25 protein-coding genes are annotated in these 24,716 nt (G+C 33.7%); 6 read left to right on the forward strand and 19 right to left on the reverse strand.

Features of this window, described 5'->3' with window-relative positions; genetic code table 11:
• Positions 1–115: 115 nt before the first annotated feature.
• Complete coding sequence (locus JI750_RS10545; RefSeq protein ID WP_202001240.1) at positions 116–346, reverse strand: DUF4287 domain-containing protein; 231 nt, start codon at positions 344–346, stop codon at positions 116–118.
• Positions 347–1,457: 1,111 nt separating this feature from the next.
• A complete protein-coding gene (locus tag JI750_RS10550) occupies positions 1,458–3,185 on the reverse strand; it encodes a M14 family metallopeptidase (protein WP_202001242.1) in 1,728 nt (575 codons plus the stop codon).
• A gap of 225 nt (positions 3,186–3,410) precedes the next feature.
• Here JI750_RS10550 and JI750_RS10555 point away from each other — a divergent pair, with 225 nt between their 5' ends.
• Together JI750_RS10555 and JI750_RS10560 are read left to right on the forward strand one after the other, a co-directional pair.
• Positions 3,411–4,772 (forward strand): DEAD/DEAH box helicase, encoded by a 1,362-nt coding sequence (locus JI750_RS10555; RefSeq protein ID WP_202001244.1) that lies wholly within the window; start codon positions 3,411–3,413, stop codon positions 4,770–4,772.
• A gap of 221 nt (positions 4,773–4,993) precedes the next feature.
• Entirely contained in the window at positions 4,994–5,437 is a 444-nt protein-coding gene (locus JI750_RS10560) for a hypothetical protein (RefSeq protein WP_202001246.1), read from the forward strand.
• A gap of 200 nt (positions 5,438–5,637) precedes the next feature.
• On the opposite strand, the gene JI750_RS10565 is transcribed toward JI750_RS10560, so the two are convergent.
• From JI750_RS10565 to JI750_RS10585, 5 genes are all read right to left on the reverse strand, one after another.
• The gene (locus JI750_RS10565; protein ID WP_202001247.1) at positions 5,638–6,216 is read right to left on the reverse strand and encodes a PhnA domain-containing protein; all 579 of its coding nucleotides are present in this window, start codon (positions 6,214–6,216) and stop codon (positions 5,638–5,640) included.
• A gap of 64 nt (positions 6,217–6,280) precedes the next feature.
• Entirely contained in the window at positions 6,281–6,739 is a 459-nt protein-coding gene (gene coaD, locus JI750_RS10570; RefSeq protein ID WP_202001250.1) for a pantetheine-phosphate adenylyltransferase, read from the reverse strand.
• 145 nt (positions 6,740–6,884) lie between these two features.
• Positions 6,885–7,529, reverse strand: a complete 645-nt coding sequence (locus tag JI750_RS10575) for a hypothetical protein (protein ID WP_202001252.1) — start codon at positions 7,527–7,529, stop codon at positions 6,885–6,887.
• A gap of 184 nt (positions 7,530–7,713) precedes the next feature.
• Positions 7,714–8,406 (reverse strand): DUF421 domain-containing protein, encoded by a 693-nt coding sequence (locus tag JI750_RS10580; protein WP_202001255.1) that lies wholly within the window; start codon positions 8,404–8,406, stop codon positions 7,714–7,716.
• A 193-nt stretch (positions 8,407–8,599) separates the two neighbouring features.
• Entirely contained in the window at positions 8,600–9,571 is a 972-nt protein-coding gene (locus JI750_RS10585; protein WP_202001258.1) for a D-alanine--D-alanine ligase, read from the reverse strand.
• Between the two features lie 319 nt (positions 9,572–9,890).
• Between JI750_RS10585 and JI750_RS10590 the strand changes: the two genes are divergently transcribed.
• On the forward strand, positions 9,891–10,511 hold the full coding sequence (locus tag JI750_RS10590) for a PASTA domain-containing protein (RefSeq protein ID WP_111377081.1): 621 nt from the start codon (positions 9,891–9,893) through the stop codon (positions 10,509–10,511).
• On the forward strand, positions 10,501–11,544 hold the full coding sequence (locus tag JI750_RS10595; protein ID WP_202001261.1) for an RluA family pseudouridine synthase: 1,044 nt from the start codon (positions 10,501–10,503) through the stop codon (positions 11,542–11,544). Before JI750_RS10590 ends, JI750_RS10595 begins: the two co-directional genes overlap by 11 nt.
• Before the next feature lie 74 nt (positions 11,545–11,618).
• Here JI750_RS10595 and JI750_RS10600 read toward each other — a convergent pair whose 3' ends face one another.
• The 7 genes from JI750_RS10600 to JI750_RS10630 form a co-directional block, all read right to left on the reverse strand.
• Positions 11,619–11,930 carry a hypothetical protein gene (locus tag JI750_RS10600; RefSeq protein WP_202001264.1) on the reverse strand — a complete coding sequence of 104 codons (312 nt, stop codon included), beginning with the start codon at positions 11,928–11,930 and terminating at the stop codon, positions 11,619–11,621.
• A 189-nt stretch (positions 11,931–12,119) separates the two neighbouring features.
• Complete coding sequence (locus tag JI750_RS10605; protein WP_202001267.1) at positions 12,120–12,731, reverse strand: 3-keto-alpha-glucoside-1,2-lyase-like domain-containing protein; 612 nt, start codon at positions 12,729–12,731, stop codon at positions 12,120–12,122.
• The gene (locus JI750_RS10610) at positions 12,732–13,973 is read right to left on the reverse strand and encodes an ATP-binding cassette domain-containing protein (RefSeq protein WP_202001281.1); all 1,242 of its coding nucleotides are present in this window, start codon (positions 13,971–13,973) and stop codon (positions 12,732–12,734) included.
• A 16-nt stretch (positions 13,974–13,989) separates the two neighbouring features.
• Entirely contained in the window at positions 13,990–14,835 is an 846-nt protein-coding gene (locus JI750_RS10615; protein WP_202001284.1) for a sulfurtransferase, read from the reverse strand.
• Between the two features lie 3 nt (positions 14,836–14,838).
• Positions 14,839–15,696, reverse strand: a complete 858-nt coding sequence (locus tag JI750_RS10620; protein WP_202001287.1) for a ThuA domain-containing protein — start codon at positions 15,694–15,696, stop codon at positions 14,839–14,841.
• Between the two features lie 13 nt (positions 15,697–15,709).
• Positions 15,710–16,099, reverse strand: coding sequence for a DUF1398 domain-containing protein (locus JI750_RS10625; protein ID WP_198856165.1), 390 nt, complete (start codon positions 16,097–16,099; stop codon positions 15,710–15,712).
• A 213-nt stretch (positions 16,100–16,312) separates the two neighbouring features.
• Complete coding sequence (locus JI750_RS10630; protein WP_202001290.1) at positions 16,313–17,302, reverse strand: alpha/beta fold hydrolase; 990 nt, start codon at positions 17,300–17,302, stop codon at positions 16,313–16,315.
• A gap of 280 nt (positions 17,303–17,582) precedes the next feature.
• Between JI750_RS10630 and JI750_RS10635 the strand changes: the two genes are divergently transcribed.
• Positions 17,583–18,275: a hypothetical protein gene (locus JI750_RS10635; protein WP_119789992.1), complete on the forward strand. Its 693-nt coding sequence runs from the start codon at positions 17,583–17,585 to the stop codon at positions 18,273–18,275.
• Positions 18,276–18,369: 94 nt separating this feature from the next.
• Here JI750_RS10635 and JI750_RS10640 read toward each other — a convergent pair whose 3' ends face one another.
• From JI750_RS10640 to JI750_RS10660, 5 genes are all read right to left on the reverse strand, one after another.
• Positions 18,370–18,807 carry an acyl-CoA thioesterase gene (locus JI750_RS10640; protein ID WP_111366488.1) on the reverse strand — a complete coding sequence of 146 codons (438 nt, stop codon included), beginning with the start codon at positions 18,805–18,807 and terminating at the stop codon, positions 18,370–18,372.
• Between the two features lie 118 nt (positions 18,808–18,925).
• Entirely contained in the window at positions 18,926–19,399 is a 474-nt protein-coding gene (locus JI750_RS10645) for a DUF1203 domain-containing protein (RefSeq protein WP_202001293.1), read from the reverse strand.
• A gap of 78 nt (positions 19,400–19,477) precedes the next feature.
• Entirely contained in the window at positions 19,478–19,939 is a 462-nt protein-coding gene (locus JI750_RS10650; RefSeq protein WP_202001295.1) for an SRPBCC family protein, read from the reverse strand.
• Between the two features lie 49 nt (positions 19,940–19,988).
• Positions 19,989–21,017: a saccharopine dehydrogenase NADP-binding domain-containing protein gene (locus JI750_RS10655; protein ID WP_202001296.1), complete on the reverse strand. Its 1,029-nt coding sequence runs from the start codon at positions 21,015–21,017 to the stop codon at positions 19,989–19,991.
• Between the two features lie 117 nt (positions 21,018–21,134).
• Positions 21,135–22,418 carry a Na+/H+ antiporter gene (locus JI750_RS10660; protein ID WP_202001298.1) on the reverse strand — a complete coding sequence of 428 codons (1,284 nt, stop codon included), beginning with the start codon at positions 22,416–22,418 and terminating at the stop codon, positions 21,135–21,137.
• 364 nt (positions 22,419–22,782) lie between these two features.
• Between JI750_RS10660 and dnaK the strand changes: the two genes are divergently transcribed.
• Positions 22,783–24,666 (forward strand): molecular chaperone DnaK, encoded by a 1,884-nt coding sequence (gene dnaK / locus JI750_RS10665; RefSeq protein WP_111377066.1) that lies wholly within the window; start codon positions 22,783–22,785, stop codon positions 24,664–24,666.
• Positions 24,667–24,716 lie beyond the last annotated feature (50 nt).

The following is a 24,716-nucleotide window of genomic DNA, read 5'->3' on the forward strand; positions in this document are numbered from 1 at the left end:
ATTGGGTCTTTTTTTTATTGCTGTCGGGCTATCCGCGCTACTTCGGTAGCTTGCTTCTATCCCTCACGCGGGCACTCGTCTTTAAAAGTTCATTTTGTTTTTAGTGAGAACTTTTTTACTCGCTATCCTCATTTTTAATGCCTTTTAGCAATGCATAAATAGCCATTGCATGTCCTTGACCTAAAGCAAAATCAGATTTTAGCCAGTTTACAATATCTCCAGCTTTTACTTCGGGTTTTAATTCTCCGTTTGCAGTAAAACCTTTTTGTTCAGCTAAAGTTCTAAACTCAGCAGGACCATTTCCTGTTTTTTCTTTGATTGTTTTTAGGTATCCCTGAAATGACATAAAAATATAAGTTAGAAGTTTAGTAAAACGAAAATACAAATTAAAAGTAGGATTAATATTCGGTTTTTTAATTTGTTTAGTTCACTTAAATAAACCAACCCTATTAATCATAGAGTTATTTAATATAGTTTATTTGACTTTTTTATAAATTTTGTACAGCAAGTAAAATATTGCTATCGCAAAAAGCAAACAAAAAAATTGCCAAGCCATCAACGTATAATCGTAATCTTTTATGCTTACATCCATATATCTAAAGGTTTCTGTTTTTATAATTATAAAGTAAATAATAAAATTTTGAATTTCACTACGTAACCCTTGTTATTTTTATAGGTTTTTTCTTTATTTTTGATTTGTTAATGTATTTTGCCACGGAAAAATAAACTAAACATGTCAATAAATTTAAAAGTTGCAAGATTCATTGCAATGTTTCCTTTTCTTTTAATCTTCGGACTTCAAGAGAATGGGGTTCCAACTATTGCTTTACTACTGATTTATTTCTACCAATTTTTGCACGACCTTTTTACTAGCGTGAGGTTTGGAATATTTTGGGAAGGGTTATCAATTATTCCTGTATTTTTTCTACTTATTTTGTTTTTAATAAGTAGGAATTATAAAGTTCTCTTGGGTTGTTTTGTAGTGTTATTGGTTTATCAGGTTTACGTTACAGGACTTGTGAATAATTACCAGAACATACACAGTGCTTTTTTACTCCCTTTAACTGTGTTTGTAATATCATCAATTTACGTCATAGCAATAGTGAAAAAACAAAAACCGGATATCAAAGTTTCTTAACTTGTCAGCTTTTTAAGACAAAGAATTTGGTTAGTTTATAATGTTTAATGCTTTTTTTAATAATTTAATAATAACAGAAAATGAAGAATAAATTTTTATTGTTCTTAATAATTGGTATTGCACTTTTTGTTTTTTTTTATTTCTCTGATTACTATTTTAACTTAAATATTGGTGATACATATTATGTCATAAATTATTTTTACCCAATACTAATTGTTTTGATAGTTGGAAGTGCCATTTATTTTTACAAAAGAACCAAAGAAAAGTTAGGATAATTATTTTTATTAAAAATAACTTAGCGACTTTGTGTTAAAAAAATCTACATAACACGATAAACAGGATACTGCATATGCGCCTTTTCATAATAAACAGAATGTTTGTAAATCCAATCTAATTGTGCTTGGGTGTTTTTAGCAAACTCGCGGTCGTTTTGTTTTTTAGCTTCTAATTCTGCTTTTAGAGCGGGGTTTTCTTTTAAAAGCTGTCCGGCAGTATCTTCAAAAATATATTCTGAGTAATGTTCTTTTTGCTGTAAAATTGGGTCAAAGAAATTCCAGTTAAAGAATGAATCAACACCTTCTGGTTCGAAGGCTTCTAGAAGATATTTTACGCCTTTTTGGTTGGTTGGCACTATATAATCTCCTTTGGCGAAAGCCATTTTAACCATTTTAGAAGTTACGGTTGTGTTTCGGTGTATGTAATGTCCTTCATAAGCTGATGGAGCGGTTTTAAAATCGGCAATTCTGTAGCTTTCGACTTCTATAATCGTATCGTTTTTAATTGTTTTAAACGAGATATTATTGTTTTTCAAAAGATCAATAATATTCCAATATCCTCTCGGAACAATATAAGCCGTCGGAATCACAACTTCTTTAACCGATTTAAATTCTTTAATGTACGGAACGTCTTTTTTATAAGGTTTGCTTCGGTCATAATACAAACGATTTCCTGTTGTCGCTTCGCTTTTTTTGTAGCCAGCTTCATAACCTAAAAACGAAAAAGTAGTTGCTTTTGTGCTGTCCAATTCCCATTTTAAAGTGTATGACTTTTTAGGCTGATATTGTTCTAGATTCTTTACCCTTAAATCTTTTATCTTTTGATAATTTGAGTCGGTAAAATTCATCGTCGATTTCATGTATTCGTAGGTCATTTTTACACGTTCGGCATATTTTTTAAGCATGTGCGTTTCTACTACAAAACCAATCGTATTAAACAGGGAAGTGTAACCCGTTGTATATCTCGGACTATCTACAAATTGCCCGAAACCTTTGTCTGGAGTATCTTTAAATGAATCGACATAAGGCGTAGTTTCGATTTTCTTTTTCTGAAGATCTTTTACCAAAGCTGGCATCATTTCGTTATTCATAAAATCGCCCAAAACTGTTCCCAGTTTGTTGTGCTGTGTCATGATGTATGTTAGTTTGTATTGATAATCAGAACCGTTGCTTACGTGATTATCGATAAAAACATCGGCGTTTATTTTCTGAAAAATCTCAACAAAACTTTTGGTATTTCTGGTATCAGATTTCATTAAATCACGATTCAAATCGTAGTTTCTGGCATTTCCTCTAAAACCATAAATTTCTGGTCCGTCTTGGTTGGCGCGCGTTGTAGAATTTCTATTTAAAGCGCCGCCAATATTATAAACGGGAATGGTAACCAAAACGGTGTTTTTTGGCGCTTTCATTTTTCCTGTTGCCAAATCTCTGTAAAATTGCATTGTCGCGTCGATTCCATCAGGTTCCCCCGCGTGGATTCCGTTATTTACAAACAAAACGGCTTTGGTTTTCTGGATTTTATCGAAATCAAATTCCTTGTCAGGATTAAAAGTAATCATGTGCAGAGGCTCGCCAGAATCTGTCAATCCCATTTCTTTCATTTGAATCGTTGGGAAGTCAGCAGCCAGCATCTTCCAATAAGCGATAGTTTCTTGATAGGAAGCAGATTGGTTCCCGTTTCCTTTCTCAAAAAACGTATCGTATTTTTTATTGCTTTGCGCAGAAATAATTATGGTGAAAAGTGAAAAGAGAAATGTAAAAAGTTTCATGGTTTTGGTTTTTTGATGGTCAAATATAATAGTTTTATTTGTTTCAGGTTTCAAGTTTCAGGTTTCATGTACTTTGTGTTTTTTTAACCGCAAAGCACGCAAAGTTTTTTGTCTCTGAGGTTTTATAAAAACGCAAAGTTCGCAAAGCTTTGTACATAAACTTTGTGAACTTTGCGTAAACCTTTGCGTGCTTTGCGGTTAAAAAACTTTCCCTACTTTTGCAGCATGAAAAAACACCATTCCAACGATATACTTTCGAATTTAGGGATTCAGAGCCTCAACGAAATGCAGGAAACTGCTCATGACGTTATTCTGAACGATAACAACGTTTTATTGCTTTCTCCAACAGGATCTGGAAAAACATTAGCGTTTTTGCTTCCAATTTTAGAATTATTGCAACCAGAAATCTTATCGGTTCAATGTCTGATTTTGGTTCCATCACGCGAATTAGGACTTCAGATCGAACAGGTTTGGAAGAAAATGGGAACGCAGTACAAAGTAAATATTTGTTATGGCGGACATTCGGTTGAAACGGAAATGAAAAACTTAAGCAATCCGCCAGCAGTTTTAATTGGAACGCCTGGAAGAATTGCCGATCATATTGACAGAGAATCTTTTAGAACCGATAAAATTCAGACTTTAATTTTGGATGAATTTGATAAATCGCTTCAATTAGGTTTTCATGAACAAATGTCTTTTATCATTGGAAGGTTATCGAGAGTAAACAAACGCGTTTTGGTTTCAGCAACTTCAGATATCGAAATTCCAAAATACACAAGAGTTGTAAATCCTACGGTTTTAGATTTTATTCCAGAGGAAGAAGAAAAGACGAATCTTTCTATGAAAATGGTGATTTCGCCAGCAAAAGATAAGCTGCAGAGTTTATTCAATTTGATTTGCTCGCTGAAATCAGAATCGGCTATTATTTTTTGTAACCATCGTGATGCTGCAGAACGCATCAGTGATACTTTAAACGAAAAAGGAATCTATTCGGTGTATTATCATGGCGGAATGGATCAGGAAGAACGTGAGCGTGCTTTAATTCAGTTCAGAAATGGAAGTGTAACGTATCTAGTAACAACCGATTTGGCTGCGAGAGGTTTGGATATACCTGAAATGAAACACGTTATTCATTACCATCTTCCGTTAAAAGAAGATGAGTTTACGCATCGTAACGGGCGTACAGCTCGTATGCAGGCAACAGGAACAGCTTACATTATCATTCACGAAAGTGAAAAACAGTTAGATTACATCGATTACGAAATGGAGGTTTTTGATGTGGAAGGAAAAGTTTCGCTTCCAAGTCCGCCTAAATTTCAGACTATTTACATCAGTGGAGGAAAGAAAACAAAACTGAACAAATTTGATATCGTTGGATTCTTTTCTCAAAAAGGGAAACTAGAAAAAGACGATTTGGGTTTAATTGAAGTGAAAGATTTTGTTTCGTTTGCGGCAGTTAAATACAATAAAGTAAAAGACCTTCTGAAAAACATTAAAGATGAAAAAATGAAAGGCAAGAAGTTTAAAATCGAAGTTGCCCGAAATGTCATTAAGAAAGAAGAAGAGGAGAAGAGAGGGAAGTATTGATTTTAGATAATCTAAGAGGAAAGATGCGAGAAGCAAGATGTAGATATGAAGATTGGAATTTGGAATTTTAATTTTTTGTATTTATTTTATTGTATTTCAATAGTTTAGGATTGCGTGGTTAAGTTTTACAATTTTATGTTAAAAAAATAACGAATTGATAGGTGTTTTTTCAATATTTCTATGTTTTTTTGTGTTCGTAAAATTGTAACCCCAAATACTATATGAAAAAGATTATTACTCTTGCCGCATTGTTTTTTACTTTTGTTTCGTTTGCACAGGTTAAGGTTCTAGAAACAGTTCCTGTAGAAAAATTAGGAAAAGTAAATAACAACTACATTCAGAAAATTGGTGACGAATACACTGTGTATTACACTATCGTTCAAAGTGATGACGATTCGACTTTGAGAAAATTTTCATTCAAGAACATCGATAATGCTTATAACTCTTTATACAACATTATCATGGGCGGATTTACAGCTTCTCCATTGTACGATATCAAATTAGAGTTACCTAACAACTACATTTGGTTGCACTACACAGGAAATGTGGTTCCAGACAAAGCTACAGTACAATTTATGGTTTCTGGTAAAGAAAGAGACGCAGCAACAAACAATGTTTCTGAGCCATTCGTAAAAGACCAAATCAATAAATTATTCCAAAAATAATTCTTTTGAGGTTCAAAGCCTCAAAGAGACAAAGTTTTTTTTAAGACTTATCTCTTATTCACATAAACAAAAAAAGCTGTTCTAATCGAACAGCTTTTTTTGTTTTAGATTCAAAGGCTCAGTGTTGCAAAAGGACAAAGATTTTATTTTAGTTTGGAAACTTTGCACCTTTGTCCCTTTGTTCCTCTGAACCTCAAAAATTATATTTTCTTCACATACTGTGTAATAATCACAATCTGCTGTCCGTCTACTTTTCCTTCAATGTATTCTGCATTTTCGTGATCTAAACGAATGTTTCTAACCGCAGTTCCTTGTTTGGCAACCATGCTCGATCCTTTTACTTTAAGATCTTTGATTAAAACAACCGAATCTCCGTGTTGTAGTACTACGCCGTTACTGTCGCGGTGAACTAATTTATTTTCGTCATCTTCTCCTTCTCCTGTTGCTTTTGCCCATTCTAGAGTATCATCGTCTAGGTACATCATATCGAGCAATTCCTGTGGCCATCCTGCAGCGCGCATACGGCTTAACATTCTCCAAGCCACAACTTGTACAGGAATATTTTCGTTCCACATACTGTCGTTAAGACATCTCCAGTGGTTTAAATCGACATTGTCTGGATTTTCAATTTGGTCAATACAGGTGTTACAGGCAAATACAGCTTCATCAATTCCGCCTTTTTTCGTTGGCAGAACCTGATAAACTTTTAAATTCTCTTCATTACCGCAAAGTTCGCATTTTGACCCGCTTCGTTTGCTTAATTCTCTCTCGATACTCATTGTTTGGTGTTTATTTTAAAAATGCGAAATTACTTATAATTTGCTTCGCAGGCAAGTTTGTCTTTTATTCTTTTACCCTAACAGCTTTTGGAACCAATTGTTCATATTCGCCTCCATGACGCAATACATCGCGTACAATGCTCGAACTGATAAATGAGGTACTTGCAGCTGTAAGCAAGAAAACCGTTTCTATTTTAGAAAGTTTTCTATTTGTATGTGCAATCGCTTTTTCAAACTCGAAATCGGCAGGATTGCGAAGGCCTCTTAAAATGAAATTAGCTTTTTCTTTTTTTGCTAAATCTATTGTTAATCCTTCATAAGTAATAACAGAAACTTTTGGTTCGTCTTTGAAGGTTTCTTCTATAAAACGTTTCCTTTCTTCTAATGAAAACATGTATTTTTTTTCGGCATTAACACCAATTGCAATAACAATTTCATCAAATAAAGGAATTCCTCTTTTGATAATATCTTCGTGACCTAGTGTAATAGGATCAAATGATCCTGGGAATATGGCTTTACGCATTTTTTTTCTTTTTAAAGGTTTAAAGCTGCAAAGGCGCAAAGGCACAAAGGCTTTTTTTGAGGTTCTAAGATTTTGAGTTGCTAAGCTACTAAGATTTTTTCTTTTTTACGTTTAAAGATACGGAGGTACAAAGTTTTTTTAGTTTTTAAAGTGGTATTTTATAATTTTGATCTTGATTTTCAAGTTGTCTTGATCTTCTGATTTTTATTATTTCATCATTTTTGTAAAGCTCTAAAAGACCTTTTCTAGAATAATTTACTTTGCGATCAGAATAGTTTTCAGCTTTATCGAGATCATCAGCTTCGTATGGTAAATAAGCATCATAATCGTTGTGCGTTGTATAAACACTGTCTTTTGTAATTTTATCTATTTTCAGAGTAGAATAATAGCCATTCGAAAATTTTAAATTGTAGACATCGCCCTTTAATGGAGTATTTATTAATAAACTGGTTTCGTCTTTTTCCTGCCAATAATTATTTAAGCTGTATATTAAATACAGAGCAATTATAATACTTCCTGAAAACATCCAAACTGAACTTTGCAGCTTTTCATTTCGAAGCTTTTCTTGGATATCTTCTGATAGCTGTTCATAATCAAAATAATGATCACATTGATCGCAATGAATGTTTACGGTTTTTCCAACGGGAAATAAAGGAATTAAGGTTATGTAAACATATTTTCTAAAAATACTAAAATGCAACGTGTCAAAGCTCTCACAATTCGGACATTTTTTGCCTGACAGTAAACCATTTTTTACATTTGAATCGTTTGTTCCAATTAAGAAAAGCACTTTTTTAGGTTCTAAGGTTCTGAGTCGCTAAACTACTAAGATTTTTTCTTTTTTTTGTTCAAAGGCTCAAAGATACAGAGGTACAAAGTTTTTATTAGGTTCTAAGTTGCTAAGATTTTTTCTTTTTAAACTTAAAATAAGCCAAGTTTTGGAATTTGGAATTTAAATTTTGGAATTTAAAAATTTATGTAATTCTCTTGGTATTAATAGATTCTACCCACTCATCTTTTTTGCAGACTTGACATACAGCGGTTCCGCTTTTTTGTTCTTGGGTATGACCGCAAAAAGTACAGGAATAAATGCCATCTTTTGGAATGAATTTACTTTTAGCATAAAATAAAGAAGGAAGAATAGGAAGGCCGTATCCGACTTTTTGATCTTCATAGAAATACACACTAATTTCACCACTCGTTTCAATGTAGGCATGTTTTACTTGTCCTAAATGTTCAATAGATCGTATTCGTAATTCAGCGAAAAATTCGTCCTGTGCTAAACTTTCTTTTTTAAAAGTCGAAACAGAAAACTTGCCGTCGTTGATTAAACATTCGGTTTTGCCTTCAATGAATTCTTCAAATTTTTTACTTTTCCCTGTCAGCCAAGTTACTGATCGGTATAAAATAATAATTACTGTAAAAACTATTAAAGCGGGAATAATGCCGACATCTTCATAAAACATTGGGTCGCCTGCAGCAGAACCTAAGGCAATAATAATCACTGTTTCGAAAATAGACAATTGTTTAACACCGCGTTTTCCTGCTAATTTAAGTGTCAGCAATAGAATAATAAACATAATGGTTGAACGAAAAATAACTTCGAAAATAAAGCTTTCTGGCAGGTTGTTAAAAAGTAGTCTTTCCCATTCAAATATTTCTTTCATTTTTTAAGCAGCTAAGGTTTTGAAATACTAAGATACTGCCTTTTGGTGTTTGGAATGTATCTTAATTTCCATGTTTAACCGTAATTTTTTATGTAAATTTTGATAAATAATGCATCAATCTTTTGAATAGAAAACATAAAAAAAGGTGCTGAAATTATAGAATTTCAACACCTTCGTATCTTTGAGATATTTATTAAGCCAAAGCCAGCTCAATTGCATTTGTAAATAAATCTTCCAGAGAAATTCCGGCTGCTTTTGCTTGTTGCGGAATTAAACTTTCTGTTGTTAAACCTGGAATAGTGTTCATTTCAAGCATGTGCGGTTCGCCGTTTACAATAATGAATTCGCTTCTTGAGAAACCTCTCATTTTTAAAACTTCGTAAGCGCGTTTTGCAGTTTCTGATACTTTTTTAGTCAATTCGTCAGAGATTCTCGCTGGTGTGATTTCTTGCGATTTTCCTTCGTATTTGGCTTCGTAATCAAAGAAATCATTGTCTGATACAATTTCTGTAATCGGTAAAACGATAATTTCGCCTTTGTAATTGATAACTCCCACAGAAACTTCAGTTCCGTCAAGGAAGCTTTCAATGATGATTTCGTTGTCTTCTTTATACGCCACTTCAATTGCAATTGGCAATTCAGCTTCAGTTTTTACTTTTGAGATTCCGAAACTAGAACCCGCTTTGTTTGGTTTTACGAAACATGGCAATCCTACTTTCTTAACGATTTCTCCAGTATTGATTTCGTCACCTTTGTTCAAATAGTAAGAAATGGCTGTTTTGATTCCGTATGGTTTTAAAACAGACAATAAATCTCTTTTGTTGAATGTAAGTGCTGATTGGTAATAATCGCAAGAAGATTGAGGCATTCCGATCAATTCGAAATACGCTTGCATTAATCCATCTTCTCCTGGAGTTCCGTGGATGGCATTGAAAACACAGTCAAAAGTAATTTTCTGACCGTTTACTGTAACTGAAAAATCATTTCTATCGATTGGGAATTCGGCGTCGTTTTCGTCTACATACACCCATTTTTCTTTGAAAATGTGAATACGGAATCCGTTGAATTTTGTTTTGTCAAGATATTGATACACGACATTTCCGCTAATTAAAGATATTTTGTATTCGCTGGAATAGCCGCCCATGATGATGGCAATGTTTTTCATGTTTTTGTTTCAGGTTTTAATTTGTTTCAAGTTTCAGGTTTTGCGGTAAATCGTTCAAATCTGTTTTGAAACTTTATTGAATATATGATTTTTTAATAAATAACGTTCTTATGAAATAGAGTGTCCTAGCCCTGATAGAAGCGGCATCCTTTTGTGCCGGGGTTCGGCGCAAAAGATACAGCGGATAGCAGGAAACAGCTCCTTATATTTGAAATCAGGAATTTTAAAATTCCAAATTCCAAAGTTCTTTGTTTTAAACAAAATTATCATTTTTTTTGAAACGAAATACTTTATCTTTGTCGCTATTAAAAATAAATTTATGAGTTTACGTCAGTATTTAACAAGCCGAGTTTTTTTCTTGCAATTGCTTGCTGCCGCAGCTATTATTGCGGTTATTGGTTATTTATTTATGCATTGGTTAACTTTTACGACTGATCACGGACACGAAATTGCGGTGCCGAATTTGTCTAAATTGACTGAGGAGCAAGTGGAAAACAAATTGGACGAATTGGATTTGGATTATGTTCTATTGGATAGTGTTGATTACAGAAGTGAATACCCAAAATATAGCGTTGTTGAGCAAGATCCTTTGCCTGGAACAATGGTAAAAGTGGGTAGAAAAATTTATATCAAGATTAATGCTTCTGGTTTTTCTTCTGTGAAAATTCCAGATTTAATCGAGAAAACATATCGTGAAGCGGTTCCAACGTTGAAAGCGCTAGGTCTTGAGCCAGGAACGATTACGTATATTCCGAACCTTGGAAAAGATATGGTTTTGGAAATGCGTTTAAAAGGAAGAAACTTAAAAGTAGGAGATAGAGTGCTTAAAGCTTCTAAAATTGATTTGGTTTTAGGAGACGGAAAAGCAAGTTATGTAGATGAAAGTCAGGCAACAGATAGTACTGCGGTGCCTGCAGAAACCCCAAGTGATGAACAATAATATTGAAGAAAATTTAGATCTGGAAGACGAATTATTTGAGCACTACAGATTTGAAGTCCCAAAAGGTCAAGCGTTTTTACGTATTGACAAATATTTAATGTATTTGATTCCGAATGCCACACGAAATAAAATTCAGAATGCGGCAACTAATGGAAACATTTTTGTGAATGATATTCCAGTAAAATCAAATTACAAAGTAAAACCTTTTGATGTGATAACGGTTATGTTGTCGCATCCTCCGTTTGAAAATAGAGTAGATCCAGAAGATATTCCGTTGGATATTGTTTATGAAGATGATGCGTTATTGCTTATCAATAAACCGCCGGGATTGGTTGTACACCCAGGTCACGGGAATTATACTGGAACTTTGGTGAACGCTTTGGCATTTCATTTTGAAAATCTGCCAATGAACAGCAGCGAGCGCCCAGGTTTGGTTCACCGAATTGATAAAGATACTTCTGGTCTTTTGGTTGTGGCTAAAACTGAAGCGGCTATGACACATTTAGCAAAGCAATTTGAAGCTAAAACTACCGAACGTGAGTATATTGCTCTAGTTTGGGGAAATGTTGTGGCAGATAGCGGTACAATTGAAGGAAACTTAGCGAGACATTTGAAAGACAGAATGCAAATGGCAGTTTTTGATGATCCAGAAATTGGAAAACCTGCTATTACGCATTATAAAGTTTTGGAGCGTTTTGGTTATGTAACTCTTATTTCTTGTAGACTAGAAACAGGAAGAACACACCAAATTCGTGCGCACATGAAACATATCGGTCATCCTTTGTTTAATGATGAGCGTTATGGGGGTCACTTGATTTTGAAAGGAACTACTTTTACGAAATATAAACAGTTTATTGAGAATTGTTTTAAAGCTTTACCACGTCAGGCACTACATGCTAAAACGCTTGGATTTGTTCACCCAAATACGGGAGAATTAATGCGTTTTGATACAGAATTGCCTCAGGATTTTCAGGATTGTATTGAGAAATGGCGTAATTATGTGAAGTCGCATAATGTTGAGGACGAAGTGTAATTAGATAATTAGGGAATTTGTCAATTAGATAATTTTCTTTAAAATAAAAAAAAAGCTCCTTTTGGGAGCTTTTTTTATGATTCTATTTTGACATTTCGATCAAGAAATATTGAGATTTTTTCTGCTATTTCATGTGCATCTTTTTCTAATAATTGTTTTTTTATGATGTAGTCATTTGATGAAATAGGAAAGACATCTAAGTACAACTTCCAACCTAAGCTATATTTCTCGTTGAGATAAACTACATTTATAGATTGTAATTTATATAATTTGCAATGAAATTTATTATTAATGTACAAATCTTCATTTCTAATGCTAAGTACATGTAATTTGTTTTTATACCATTCGAAATAATTATTGAATAAAATAAATAAACTTACAAGCATTAATATAATTATTGCAATAAATGTGTCAGCCAGTACTTCGGGTTTTAATAAAGAGAAAATGAATACGAACGTTGAAATGAAAATTATCGAAGGAACAATTAATGATTTTTTATTGAAATAAAAAGAAATAGTCATTTCGTTATCACCATTTTGCAAGATCTCATATTTTTCCATCCGTTATGTCTGTTTCTAGAAAGATTTTATTTTTAAATCGGTTATTTTGACTTCTCCGTTGGTTATAAAACCTAATTTTCCTTTTTGGTTTAGATTGCTTTTTTCAAGAGAACATTCTAAAGTTGTTTTGTCGTCAACAGAAAATGATAATTGGTTGTTTTTGACTTTAATTTTCACTGAATACCATTTGTTGTTTTCTAATTTAATTGGTTTCCTAAACAAAGTTTTTCCGCCTCGTTTGCCATACGAATCATCTTTTTTATCATAAACTCCGTCGCCAATTACTATGTTCTGGTCAATTTGATATAAGTATGTTCTAATGTATTTTCCTTTATCTAAATTGAGCATGATTTCGAATAAAGATGCATTTGTCATGTTGACTTTAAAATCGATTTCATAATTCTCTGGAAGCTGTTTTTTTGAAACCAAAACTCCCCATGGTGAAAGAGAACCATTTCCCGTAAGAGTATCATTTTTTAGAAGCCATTCTTTAGAATTAATCGCCCAATCTGATTTTAGCTCTTTTGAATTGTTTAAAGTATATTGTTTTTTTACTGTTGATATGGTACTGGAACACGAAATCAAGATAAGTTGTAAAAGGAGAAATATTGCAAATTTTGTTTTCATTTAATTTAATTCTGAGTGATATTTTATTTTTCCGATTGAACCTGTTTCAGAAGGCAAAAGTTCGAAAACAGAAGTAGGAGCAAGGCCTTGTTCGATTCGGTGCGAAACATAAATAATACTCACATTTGTTTCTTGTTTGATGGTATTAATTAATTGAATCACTAGATCTACATTTTCGTCGTCTAAGCCTTCAACGGGTTCATCTAGAATTAATAATGGCGGATGTTTTAAAACGGCACGGACGATTAATGCAACACGCTGCTGTCCGATAGAAAGATCTATGAAACGCTTTTTTCTTAGATGTGTCATTTCTATTACTTCAAGCCATTGTGTTACGATATTTTTCTGATGCGTTGTTGGTTCTGTATATAATCCGATTTGGTCAAAGAATCCTGAGAGAATCATTTGTTCCAGTGTGTGCCCTTTTTGAAACAAATCCATCATAGAAGTGGCGTAAATCCCGATTTGTTTTTTGATTTCCCAAACACTTTCTCCAGTTCCTTTTTTTCTGCCAAACAAAAATAAATTCTGTCCAAAACCTTTCGGATTATCTCCTGTAATCAAAGATAAAATGGTACTTTTTCCGGAACCATTTGGACCGACTAATTGCCAGAATTCGCCTTGTTTTACTGTCCAAGAAATCATGTTTAAGATTTTTCTTTCTTCGTAGCTTATCGAAACATCTTCCAGTTTTATTAATACATTATCTTGAAAAGAATGAGTTTCTGTTGCTTTCGGAATTGTAGCAGTATTTAATGTTTTAAAATGATTTTCGGTTTTTATGAATGGATGCAATTCATACGAATTGTCTTTTATTAAAGCTTTATTCGGAACAAAATCTAATATGTCAACTGTACGATTCAATAATTGGATAATTGCAATAGAATCGGTTAATTTCTTTAAAGATTCAGCTAAAACTACTCGAGAAGCCTGATCTAAATGATCAAAAGGATTATCGAAAATGATAAAGTCTGGCTTTTGGTCAATGCAATAACGTAAAAATTCTTTTTTGCGTTCTCCAGAAGAAAAAGTTCGTAATTGCCTATTTGAAGTTGTAGAAGCTTCAACGCTGTCGTATTGGAATTCTTTTTCGATGAATTTCTCGATAGCGATATCAGAAAAAAGAATTCCTTTCTGGTTATTAAAAACGGCTAAATCTCCTTTTGCTTCGCCTGTAAGTAAAGCATCTATAAAAGCTTTTTTATTTACTTGATTAGACAAAAGTATATCCCAGTGTTGCATTGTTTTATTTTAAGTATTATTTATTTTCTTTTAAAGCCATCTCGCGATCGTTTCTCGACCATTCGCTCCAAGATCCGACATATAATTTTGGAATTGGAATTCCGGCGTAATCCATGGCTAATAGGGTATGACATGCTGTAACTCCAGAGCCACAATGAACGATTGTATTTTCTGATGTTTTATCTCCAATTACAGCTTTGTATTTTTCAGCCAATTCATTAGCTGACTTAAACAATCCTTCTTCGTTTAAATTTTCTGTTAAAGGAACATTTACAGCTCCAGGAATATGCCCTGCAATTAAATCTAGTGGTTCTACCAAACCATCAAATCTGTTTTTATCACGAACATCGATTACAATGTTTTGATCGTTTTTTCGGGCTTTTTCGACCTCTTCAATATCGGCTAAAGGCAATTTCCATTCCTGAGATGGATATGTTGTTTTTTCAAAAGTTTCAATTCTAGAATTGGTTGGAAAACCAGCTTGAATTGCTGCTTGATAACCACCATTTAAAACTTGAATTTTTTCATGTTCAACAGCACGCATCATCCACCAGAAGCGTGCGGCGAAATTAGAAGCATTTTTATCATCGTAAACCACAACATGATCTGATCGTGAAATTCCTAATGAAGAAAGTACTTTAGAAAAATCTTCTGGAGATGGCAAAGGATGTCTTCCACCATTTGCAGGATTTTCTGGAATTGCAGCCAAATCACGATTTAAATCGACAAAACGAGCGCCTTTTAAATGTTCGTTTTGATAAGTTTCGAAAGTGTTTGCACCAGCTCTAGCGTCAACTAAAATGATTTTAGAATTAGCAATTAATTCTTGAGCCGTAATTATAGGAGAAAGAGTAGTTGACATTTTTTATTTTTTCTTTGAATTGCCAAGCCAAAGCAAGGCATTTAAAATTAATTGGCTTTGTGTTTTGTTTTCAAATGTGTACGATAAGGTTTTGTTTGTTCCGCCTTCATAATCAATATCGTTGTGTCCCATATTTACGTATAGCATTTTGTATTTTTTATTGGTCCAAACAACTGGATAATAACCGCTGTGCCAGATTTCATGTGCTTTTGGACCAGTTCCTAAAGGAAAACTAGATTCGTCTATTGCTAATAAAATTTCGATATCAGGATTTTTAGTCAAATCATTCGACCATCTATACCATTCGTTTGGAGCCGAAGAGAAGGTTTTAGGCAGATTTTTAGTTACAGGATGCTGATTTTCTACTCTTAAAACTGCCGAAGTCGGTTTCCAAGTATTGCTTCCATATTCGCCAGAACCTAAAAAAGTATTATGATACCAGTTCCAATCTTGATTATAGCTCGAATTGTTTAAAGCAAATGCTGAAAAATGAAATCCAATGAAGCCACCGCCATTTTCCATGTATTTTTGAAAAGCATCACGCTGTTCTTTCTTTTCAGGACGTGTGTCTAGAAATAAAACAACTTGATATTTGGACAAAAATTTGGCGTTCAAATTGTCCCAATTGCTGGTTGAATCATATTGAAAATGATTTTCAGCAGCCAATTTTGGAAAGTACTTATTGGCTTCATGTACAAAACTGATATGCGCCTGATCATTTTTTGCTGTATAAAAAGCAATCACTTTAAATTTTGGGTTTTCTTTTTTGTTTTGCGAAAAGCCAAAAAATGAAATAATGAAAAGAATCAATAAAAGGCTTTTTTTGAAATTGATTTGGTGGTTTTGGTTAGAAATAGTCATTTATGTTTAGGAATTAAACTGGTATTTTCTCGATTAAAATTTCGTTTTCAGATTTGTCAAAATAAGTGCAAGTCATCTCCACAATATCAACACGCCATTTCGCAATTCCAGCTTGTGCACAATGATTGCAGAAAGTCATATAATCGGTTTCGCCATGCTGATGCTTTACCAGATTTTCGATAAAAAGTTCTTTATTAGGAAAATCTGCCACTTTAATTTCAGCGTATTTTTCTTCGGCAGCTGCGGTATAATTATTTAAGCCGTAGTAAACTGTGCTTCCGTCATGTACATAAGTATCATATCCTTTTACGCCTAATATGATTAGATCCTGAATATAATTTGGAAAATCTTCACCTGATTTTACTTTTGAATGCGCTTCTTTTATTTGTTGTATTGTAAACATATTTTTAATTTTAGATTGTTGATTTTAGATTTTAGATTTCGCCACAAATTACACGAATTTGCACTAATTATTTTTTTATTTTGCCACAGATTAAAAAGATTTACACAGATTAAATCTTTTTAATCCTTTAATCTGTGGCAAAAAAATAATTTGCGAAAATTTGTGTACTTGCTTCGCCTAAGCTCTGTCGCTCGGGTCGTGGCAAAAAAAATATTATTTCAAAAATACGATTAATGATTTTATAAACGAATCAAAAGATTCGATATGTGGCAAATGTCCGGTATTTGGAATCTCCACCAACTTTGCATTCGGAATTTCTTTTTGAGTTTTTTTACCCAATTCGGCGTAATTTCCCATTGTTTTTCTCACTTCTTCAGAAACCAATGGTTTTCCCAAAGCAGTTTTATCTCTCGTTCCGATAATTAATAATGTTGGGCATTTAATGTTTTTAAATTCGTATAGAACAGGCTGTGTAAAAATCATATCATACAAAAGAGCCGAATTCCATGCCACAAGATCATAATCTGGAGCGGTGGTCCAGCCTGCGCCAAGTTCAGCCCATTTTTGATAATCGGCATTCCATTTTCCGTCATAATAATTTGCCATTTGGTATTGCTTGATGCCTTCATAATTCTGCTTTAATTCCGATTCGTACCACCAGTCAACAGGTTTGTATGGCACAACTAATTTCCAGTCTTCTAAACCAATCGGATTTTCTAAAACTAATTTTTCTATGGTTTCTGGATACATCAAGGCAAAGCGCGTTGCCAGCATTCCACCCATCGAATGTCCTAAAATTGTGGTTTTGCTTATTCCTAAATGATCTAAAAGTTTTTTGGTATTTTCTGCTAGTTGCTGAAAAGTATATTGAAAATTGTCTGGTTTTGTCGATTTTCCGAAACCAATCTGATCGGGAACAATCACTCGATAACCTTCTTTTGTTAGAGCTTTTATAGTAGTTTCCCAATAAGCGCCATTAAAATTCTTTCCGTGCAGTAAAACAATATTTTTCTGATTGTAGTTTTCTGGAACAATATCCATATAACTCATTTTTAAATACTGTCGCTGGCTGCTCAGTTCTATAAAATGAACAGGAAACGGATATTCGTAATTGGATAAATTAATGTCCAGCGCTTTTATATTTCCCTGTTGAGCAAAACTTAAGCAAGGAATCAGCATGAATAATAGTTTAAGGATTTTCATTTTAGAAGTAATTGTTTAAAGAGTTATAAAGTTAAACCGAAGCATTTTTAAAACAAAGCCTAAAATCTTAAAGTTATCAGAAAAAGAGCGTTTGAAATGATTTTGCTGTTTTTGATGCTATTAATCGATGATTTATTGAAATTTTATCGATTAAATGGATATGATTATGAAAATAATGTATTTTAACGAATAATGAGGCACTTCAAAGAACTTCTTTTATTAACAGGAAAATAGTATGTAATTTAGTATCAGAATGTTGTAAGCCTTAAATGATAGTATTATGAAAAAGACAATACTTTTGCTCCTGCTCACAGTCCCCACATTTGCCCAAGAACTCAATACTTTTGATTTTGCAGTTATAAACTCAACCTTAATTTCTGCAAATATAGACCTCGATAAAGGCCGGAGCGTTGTTGCGGCAAATCAAGATCAGTATTCGGCTTATTTTCAGTACGCTCTTACGATGTGTGAAGACGATATTATTTTTGGTGCTGGAATTGATAAGTCTGAAATTGATCGTACTTATGTTGGTTATATCGGAAAGATTTGCGATAAATTTAGAGCTACAATTGGCATTGGATATGTAGATTCTAGAAGCGGTTACGAGGGAACTTTTACTGGTTTTAGCATCTCATGGCATTTTTCTGAAAACACCTATATCGGCGGAAACTTAGAAAATTTACACTCGTCTATAATTGATTATGATACCGACGAAAGTTTTGATTATTATAAAAAATTAGTTCCCAAAGTTTTTGGAAGTTATGAAATTATCCCTCATGTGATTGCTTTTGGGCAATTGAGTTCGAGAGTAAATGACATTGCTTTAAAGTATCAGGTTCGCCGATTTTCAGCTGGAGGATTCTATTCCGGACATTCCGTAGGAGGGATTTTCGGAACTGTCAATGTCGGACGATTTGCGTTTTCTTGCAGCACCACTTTTGAAAGAGTAAACTTTGGATTAAAGTTTGAATAACGAAATTAAAAATAAAGTTTGTTGAGAAAAAAATCCCAAAGACAATATCAGTAGTTGTTTTTGGGATTTTTTATAAGGTTAAGACATCGTTGTTTTATAACCCAACAAAATCATCGCTTTTTGGGAAAATACTCAAAGCCTGAATTGCAATTTCTGGAGTAGGAGAAGCCAATTTTCTAAGTTTGGTATCCATCCATGCGCCATCAACCGTAATTGTTGCGCAAAGCGTATCATCTTCTCTTCTAAATTCGTGAATGATTGACCAGCGTGAAGCATCGGCTTTCATTTTTGAGGTTTTAGTATGAATGAATATTTTGTCTGAAAGTTTTAATTCTTTTCTGAAAACGCATTCTTCTCTAAATAAAACAGGTCCAAAACCTTGTGTCTGCATTACTTTTAGAGTTAATCCAAGTTCTTCAAGGATTTCGATACGATGCTGCGCACCAAAATCGTAATAAGCACTGTGACGAACGTGAAAGTTTGGGTCAAGATCTGACCAGCGGAAAGATATTTCTTTTACAAATGAAGCCATTTTTAATATTGATTTTATTGGAAAACCGAAATTACAAATAAAAAATAAACGAATATCATAAAATTACTATGCGCGCATATTTTTTTCTTCAATTAGATGTGAAAAGAAACTTTTTCAATTACGCTCTTTCTACTAAACAGTTATAACAACCAGGTCTTGCATTGTGAATATGGATGTAGTCTATTTTTTCGTTTTCGAAAGTTTTGATAATGCTTTCTTTCAGATAATTTCCTTCTACAACAGCTGCTTCTTTCATTATCCCGTTTTCATCATAACTACGTAGCGAAAGCAATCTATGATTAAACATATGCGGAATTTGGTTCGTTTCGAAAATAGGCGTAGTGACTTTCTTTCGTATAAAAATTGGCCCGCTTGCTTGATAAGGTGAGGTTGTTTGATGATGGTTGTACGGTAAAAGAATAATTTCTTCACCAATTTGAGCATCTTCTAAGCTTATTCTGCAGGGAAAACCTGGGAATTTATCGACAGTCATTTTAATGGCGCCAATTTTTTCTAGTTCTAAATCTGTTAATTCGAAGTAGCCTGAAAATTCTGTATGATTTAAAGACTTGATTTTAAAATTTGCTTCCATAATTTTTTTTAAACAAAAATCATATTTGTTAGGAAGCAAAAAAATCCAAATCTTGCTATGTTTCTTTGTACACTATATTTATAATGCCATTTTCGTTAGTTCAACTTCAAGCTTATCAAAGTTTTCTTCGTTTTTATCGACTACATACTGTTTTAGTTTTTGACATTCTTCAACAGTTTCAAAAAGCATTTTGAAAACTACTTTGGTCTGATTTTCAGTAATATTTTCAAAAGTCGTTAAGATTTGAAAAAGTGGTTTAGAATGACGTTTCCAAGCAATAAGATTTGGTCTGTCTATTTTGATGAATTCGACGTCATTTTCAAAATTTCCTCTTTCAGGACCGTGCATGGTAAATTTCCATCTTCCGCCTTCGCGAAAATCAAATTCATGAAACGTATTGGTAAAACCTTTTGGTCCCCACCAATTTTTTAAATGTTCAGGATCGCTCCAGGCTTTAAAAACAAGTTCTTGGGGGAAATTCAGAATTCGTGTAGTCACAATTTCTGAATCTGGCGTTGTGGAAAGAATTTCTGAAGTCATTTTGTACGATTTTATTATTTGTAACGTATTAGTATGCTTAAGATATAATTTAAATGCTTACGGATTCTGTAACTGATGAAATTGTAATATCATCGGCATTCAAAGATTCTAAAAAATCCGAAGCATCAAATACTTCACCCATTGTGGTTACACCAGTTTTATTTATTCGTCCTGATAGTATTCTGTTGATTGCTTCGACAACCAGTGGGGCTGTAACGGCATAAATATCCTGACCTTTAGCAGTAATGCTTCTTGTTGTATTTTGATTGGAAGCAGTTACTTCTATAGCAAATTGCTGAGACGATCTGTTTTTATCGTCGACTGGTTTTGGTTCAGGCGTGTTTTCATTTCTAAGCTCTTCGAGAGAATTTTGACTAAGATAAGTGGTAATGTTTTTTACATTTAAATGACGAGAAATAGTGATGATTTCTGAAAGAGGCAGGGCTATAATTTCCTTAACTCCTATAGGACTTTTGAAATCCCATTTTATCGCTGGTTTTGCTTCAAATTCTTGCAAAAGTTTATCTTTAAAAATGAGTCTTTTGTAATGGTTTCGTTCGCCTGTCAATCGGGTTCCTTTTGTAGGATGCCAAGAGTCAAGTCCGATATAGATATTTATTTCTTCAGTTTCGTTCCAGTCATTAGTTATGGCTGTGCTTAACAAATCGCCAAGTCCGCCGTAAAATGCGGCAGCAGGAATAATAAGGATTTGATCTTTTCTTGCCTGTTCAGAAAATTGTTCAAATATATCTAGTACCGGTTTTTGTTCGGCAGTTAAATCAATATAATGGCTTCTTAAGCGCAAAGCCGATTTTATAATAGGTTCAGCCGTGTCTAGATAAGGTCCAGCGCAGTTTACAATGATTTTTGCATTAGAAAAGGCATTATCAAGTGAAGTAGCGTCATGTATATCAGCTGTTTTTATTGCCGCATTTGGATATTGTTTTTGCAGTATTTTTAGTTTTTCTTCATCTCTTCCGGAAAGTATAATATTTTTATATCCTTGCCTGTAAAGTTCGGAAACGATAAATTTTCCAGTATGGCCATACGCGCCATAAATTGCAATATTTTCTTTCATGTTGTTTTTTGGTTTTTTTGGAAATAGTTTTTTAAAGTATTTGTTTATAGTGGTTTATAAAACGATGAAGATAATGAAAATAAAGAAAGGATAAAGTTGAATTTGTTTTTTTACGTTTTATGAATTAGAATCGATTTTGTTTTGCTCTGCTTTTTCGTTTATTTTTTTAACGATCCAAGGAAGAGTTAATCCTTGTCCGATCAAAGTTAGGAGAACGACAGCAACAGAAATAAAGATTATGGCATTTCGAAGCGGAAAAGGAGAACCGTCTTCTAAGTTTTTTGGTAATCCGATTGCAATTGCCAAAGATACAATACCACGCATTCCAGACCAGCTAATAATTAAGCTGTTTCCAAAGTCGAGAAGAGCATGTTCGCTTACTCTTCTTTTTCCATTTTTAGTTTTCTGAAATGCCTTCTGTAAATTGATTTTCTGTAAATAAACCCTTGCCATTCGAACTAATAACGCCACAATTGTAATAATTGCAGCATAGCCAATGTATGGAAGAATCATTTTGCTATCAATGTCTTCCAAAATATAACGGAAGTTGAGTCCAATTAAAATGAAGATTAATCCGTTTAGAAGAAATATGATTACATCCCACAAACCTTTTGATTGATTTTTAAGACTCTCAGGAAATATTTTTTTGCTAAATCGCGAAATTGCCAATCCGAGAATAACGACTGCAATTACGCCTGAAACATGCAGATGCTCGGCTACAAGGTAGGTTACAAAAGGCATTAAAAGCATAAAACTGATGGTCACTTCTGGTTTTTTTTGTACTCGTTTTAAGATGAATGCCAGAATTTTCGACATAACAAATCCAACCAAAAATCCGCCACCAAGTAATAAAATAAATTCTAACGCTGCTTTCCAGATTATAAAAGCGGCTCCCATTACCGCAGCTACTGCAAAACGATAAGCAACCAGCGCCGAAGCATCGTTAATTAAACTTTCTCCTTCTAAAATGGTAATGGTTTTATGCGATATTTTAAGTCCTTTTGTAATGTTTATTGCAGCAACGGCATCTGTAGCCGAAAGTATTGCACCCAAAACAAACGCCAAAGGCCATGTCATTTCTGGAATTAAGTAGTAAGCCACGACTGCAATTGCAATAGTGGTAAGGAAAACAAGCCAAATTGCCAAAGTGGTTATAGTATGGATATTAGTTTTAAAATCTCTTGACGAAATATTGAAAGAAGCATCGTATAACAAAGGAGGAAGAAATAGCAGAAAAATAATTTCGGGATTGATTTCAATTTCTGCCATTGTTGGAATAAAGCCAATTTCAACTCCAACTATAACCAAAAGAATAGGATAAGGGATTTTTAATTTATCTGCAAAAGCTGATAGCCCTATTACGATGGCAAGTATGAAAATGATAATGCTGTAATTTTCCATTCTTCTAATTTTGAGAAAATGCTAATGTAATTAATTTCAATTTAATGAAAGTATTCTGATTTTATAAAAATAACATCTTATGAAAACAGATGCCCTAGCCCCGATAGGAGCGGTATCCTTTTATGGTGGGGTTCACCATAAAAGATATAGCGGATAGCGGGAATAAGCTTCTTAAAGCCTTCATAATGACATGAAAAAATAGGTCATGCCACGATTGTCAGGTTTGAAAAATGTCATGTTGTCAGATTGTTTTTAGGGCACTGACGCAAAACTGACAATTTTATTTGGTTTTTTATCTTGGCACAAAGATTGACTTATGCCACCTGAGTTATTAAAATAAAATCAAAAATTAAATATATAAAAAATGGGTAAAATAATCGGAATTGACTTAGGTACGACGAACTCTTGTGTTTCTGTAATGGAAGGTAACGAAGCAGTTGTTATCCCTAACGCAGAAGGAAAAAGAACTACACCATCTATCATCGCTTTTGTTGAAGGTGGAGAAATTAAAGTAGGTGATCCTGCAAAAAGACAAGCAGTAACTAACCCTACAAAAACGATTGCTTCTATTAAACGTTTTATGGGACACACTTTTGCTGAAACTCAAGAAGAAGCAAAAAGAGTTCCTTACAGTGTTGTAAAAGGTGACAACAATACTCCACGTGTGGATATTGACGGTCGTTTATACACTGCTCAAGAATTGTCGGCAATGACACTTCAAAAAATGAAAAAAACTGCTGAAGACTATTTAGGTCAAACAGTAACTGAGGCAGTTATTACAGTTCCTGCTTACTTTAACGATGCGCAACGTCAAGCTACAAAAGAAGCTGGTGAAATCGCTGGTCTTAAAGTTATGCGTATCATCAACGAGCCAACTGCTGCTGCACTTGCTTACGGATTAGATAAAAAAGGAAACGATCAAAAAATTGCTGTTTACGATTTAGGTGGAGGTACTTTTGATATCTCTGTTCTTGAATTAGGAGACGGTGTATTTGAAGTATTATCTACAAATGGTGATACTCACTTAGGTGGTGATGATTTTGACCAGGTTATTATTGACTGGTTAGCTGACGAATTCAAATCTGAAGAAGGAATTGATTTACGTTTAGATCCAATGTCATTACAGCGTTTAAAAGAAGCTGCTGAGAAAGCTAAGATTGAATTATCATCTTCTGCTGAAACAGAAATCAACTTACCATACGTAACTGCTACTGCTTCTGGACCAAAACACTTAGTGAAAAAATTATCTAGAGCTAAATTTGAGCAATTATCTGATTCTTTAGTAAAACGTTCTATGGAGCCAGTTGCTAAAGCATTAAAAGATGCAGGTTTATCTACATCTGATATCGACGAAGTAATCCTTGTAGGAGGTTCTACTCGTATGCCAAGAATCGCTGACGAAGTTGAAAAATTCTTCGGTAAAAAAGCTTCTAAAGGTGTTAACCCTGATGAGGTTGTTGCTATTGGAGCTGCTATTCAAGGTGGAGTTTTATCTGGAGATGTAAAAGATGTATTGTTACTTGACGTAACTCCTCTTTCTTTAGGTATCGAAACTATGGGTGGTGTATTGACTAAATTAATCGAGTCTAACACAACTATCCCAACTAAAAAATCTCAAGTATTCTCTACTGCTGCTGATTCTCAACCATCTGTTGAAATCCACGTATTACAAGGAGAAAGAGCTATGGCTGCTGATAACAAAACTATCGGTCGTTTCCACTTAGATGGTATTCCACCAGCACCAAGAGGAGTTCCTCAAATCGAAGTAACTTTCGATATCGATGCTAATGGTATCATCAAAGTTTCTGCAACTGATAAAGGAACTGGAAAATCTCACGATATCCGTATCGAAGCTTCTTCTGGATTAACAGCTGAAGAAATCGAAAAAATGAAAAAAGATGCTGAAGCTAACGCTGATGCTGACAGAATTGCAAAAGAAAGAGCTGAGAAATTGAACGAAGCTGACAGTACTATTTTCCAAACTGAATCTCAATTGAAAGAGTTAGGAGATAAATTGACAGACGATCAAAAAACAGCTATCGAATACGCTTTAACTGAATTGAGAATGGCTCACCAATCTCAAGATCTTGACGCAATCCAAAAAGGATTAGACAATGTAAATGCAGCTTGGAAAACAGCTACAGAAGCAATGTACGCTCAAGGAGGTGAAGGACAACAAGCTGCTCCACAACAAGAGCAGTCTTCTGGAGATAACGTTGAAGACGTTGAATTCGAAGAAGTAAAATAATTTACTTTTCAATTGAATATAAAACCGAGTCAGAAATGGCTCGGTTTTTT

Origin of the sequence: Flavobacterium tagetis (genome assembly GCF_016735615.1) — a bacterium.
Lineage (GTDB): Bacteria > Bacteroidota > Bacteroidia > Flavobacteriales > Flavobacteriaceae > Flavobacterium > Flavobacterium tagetis.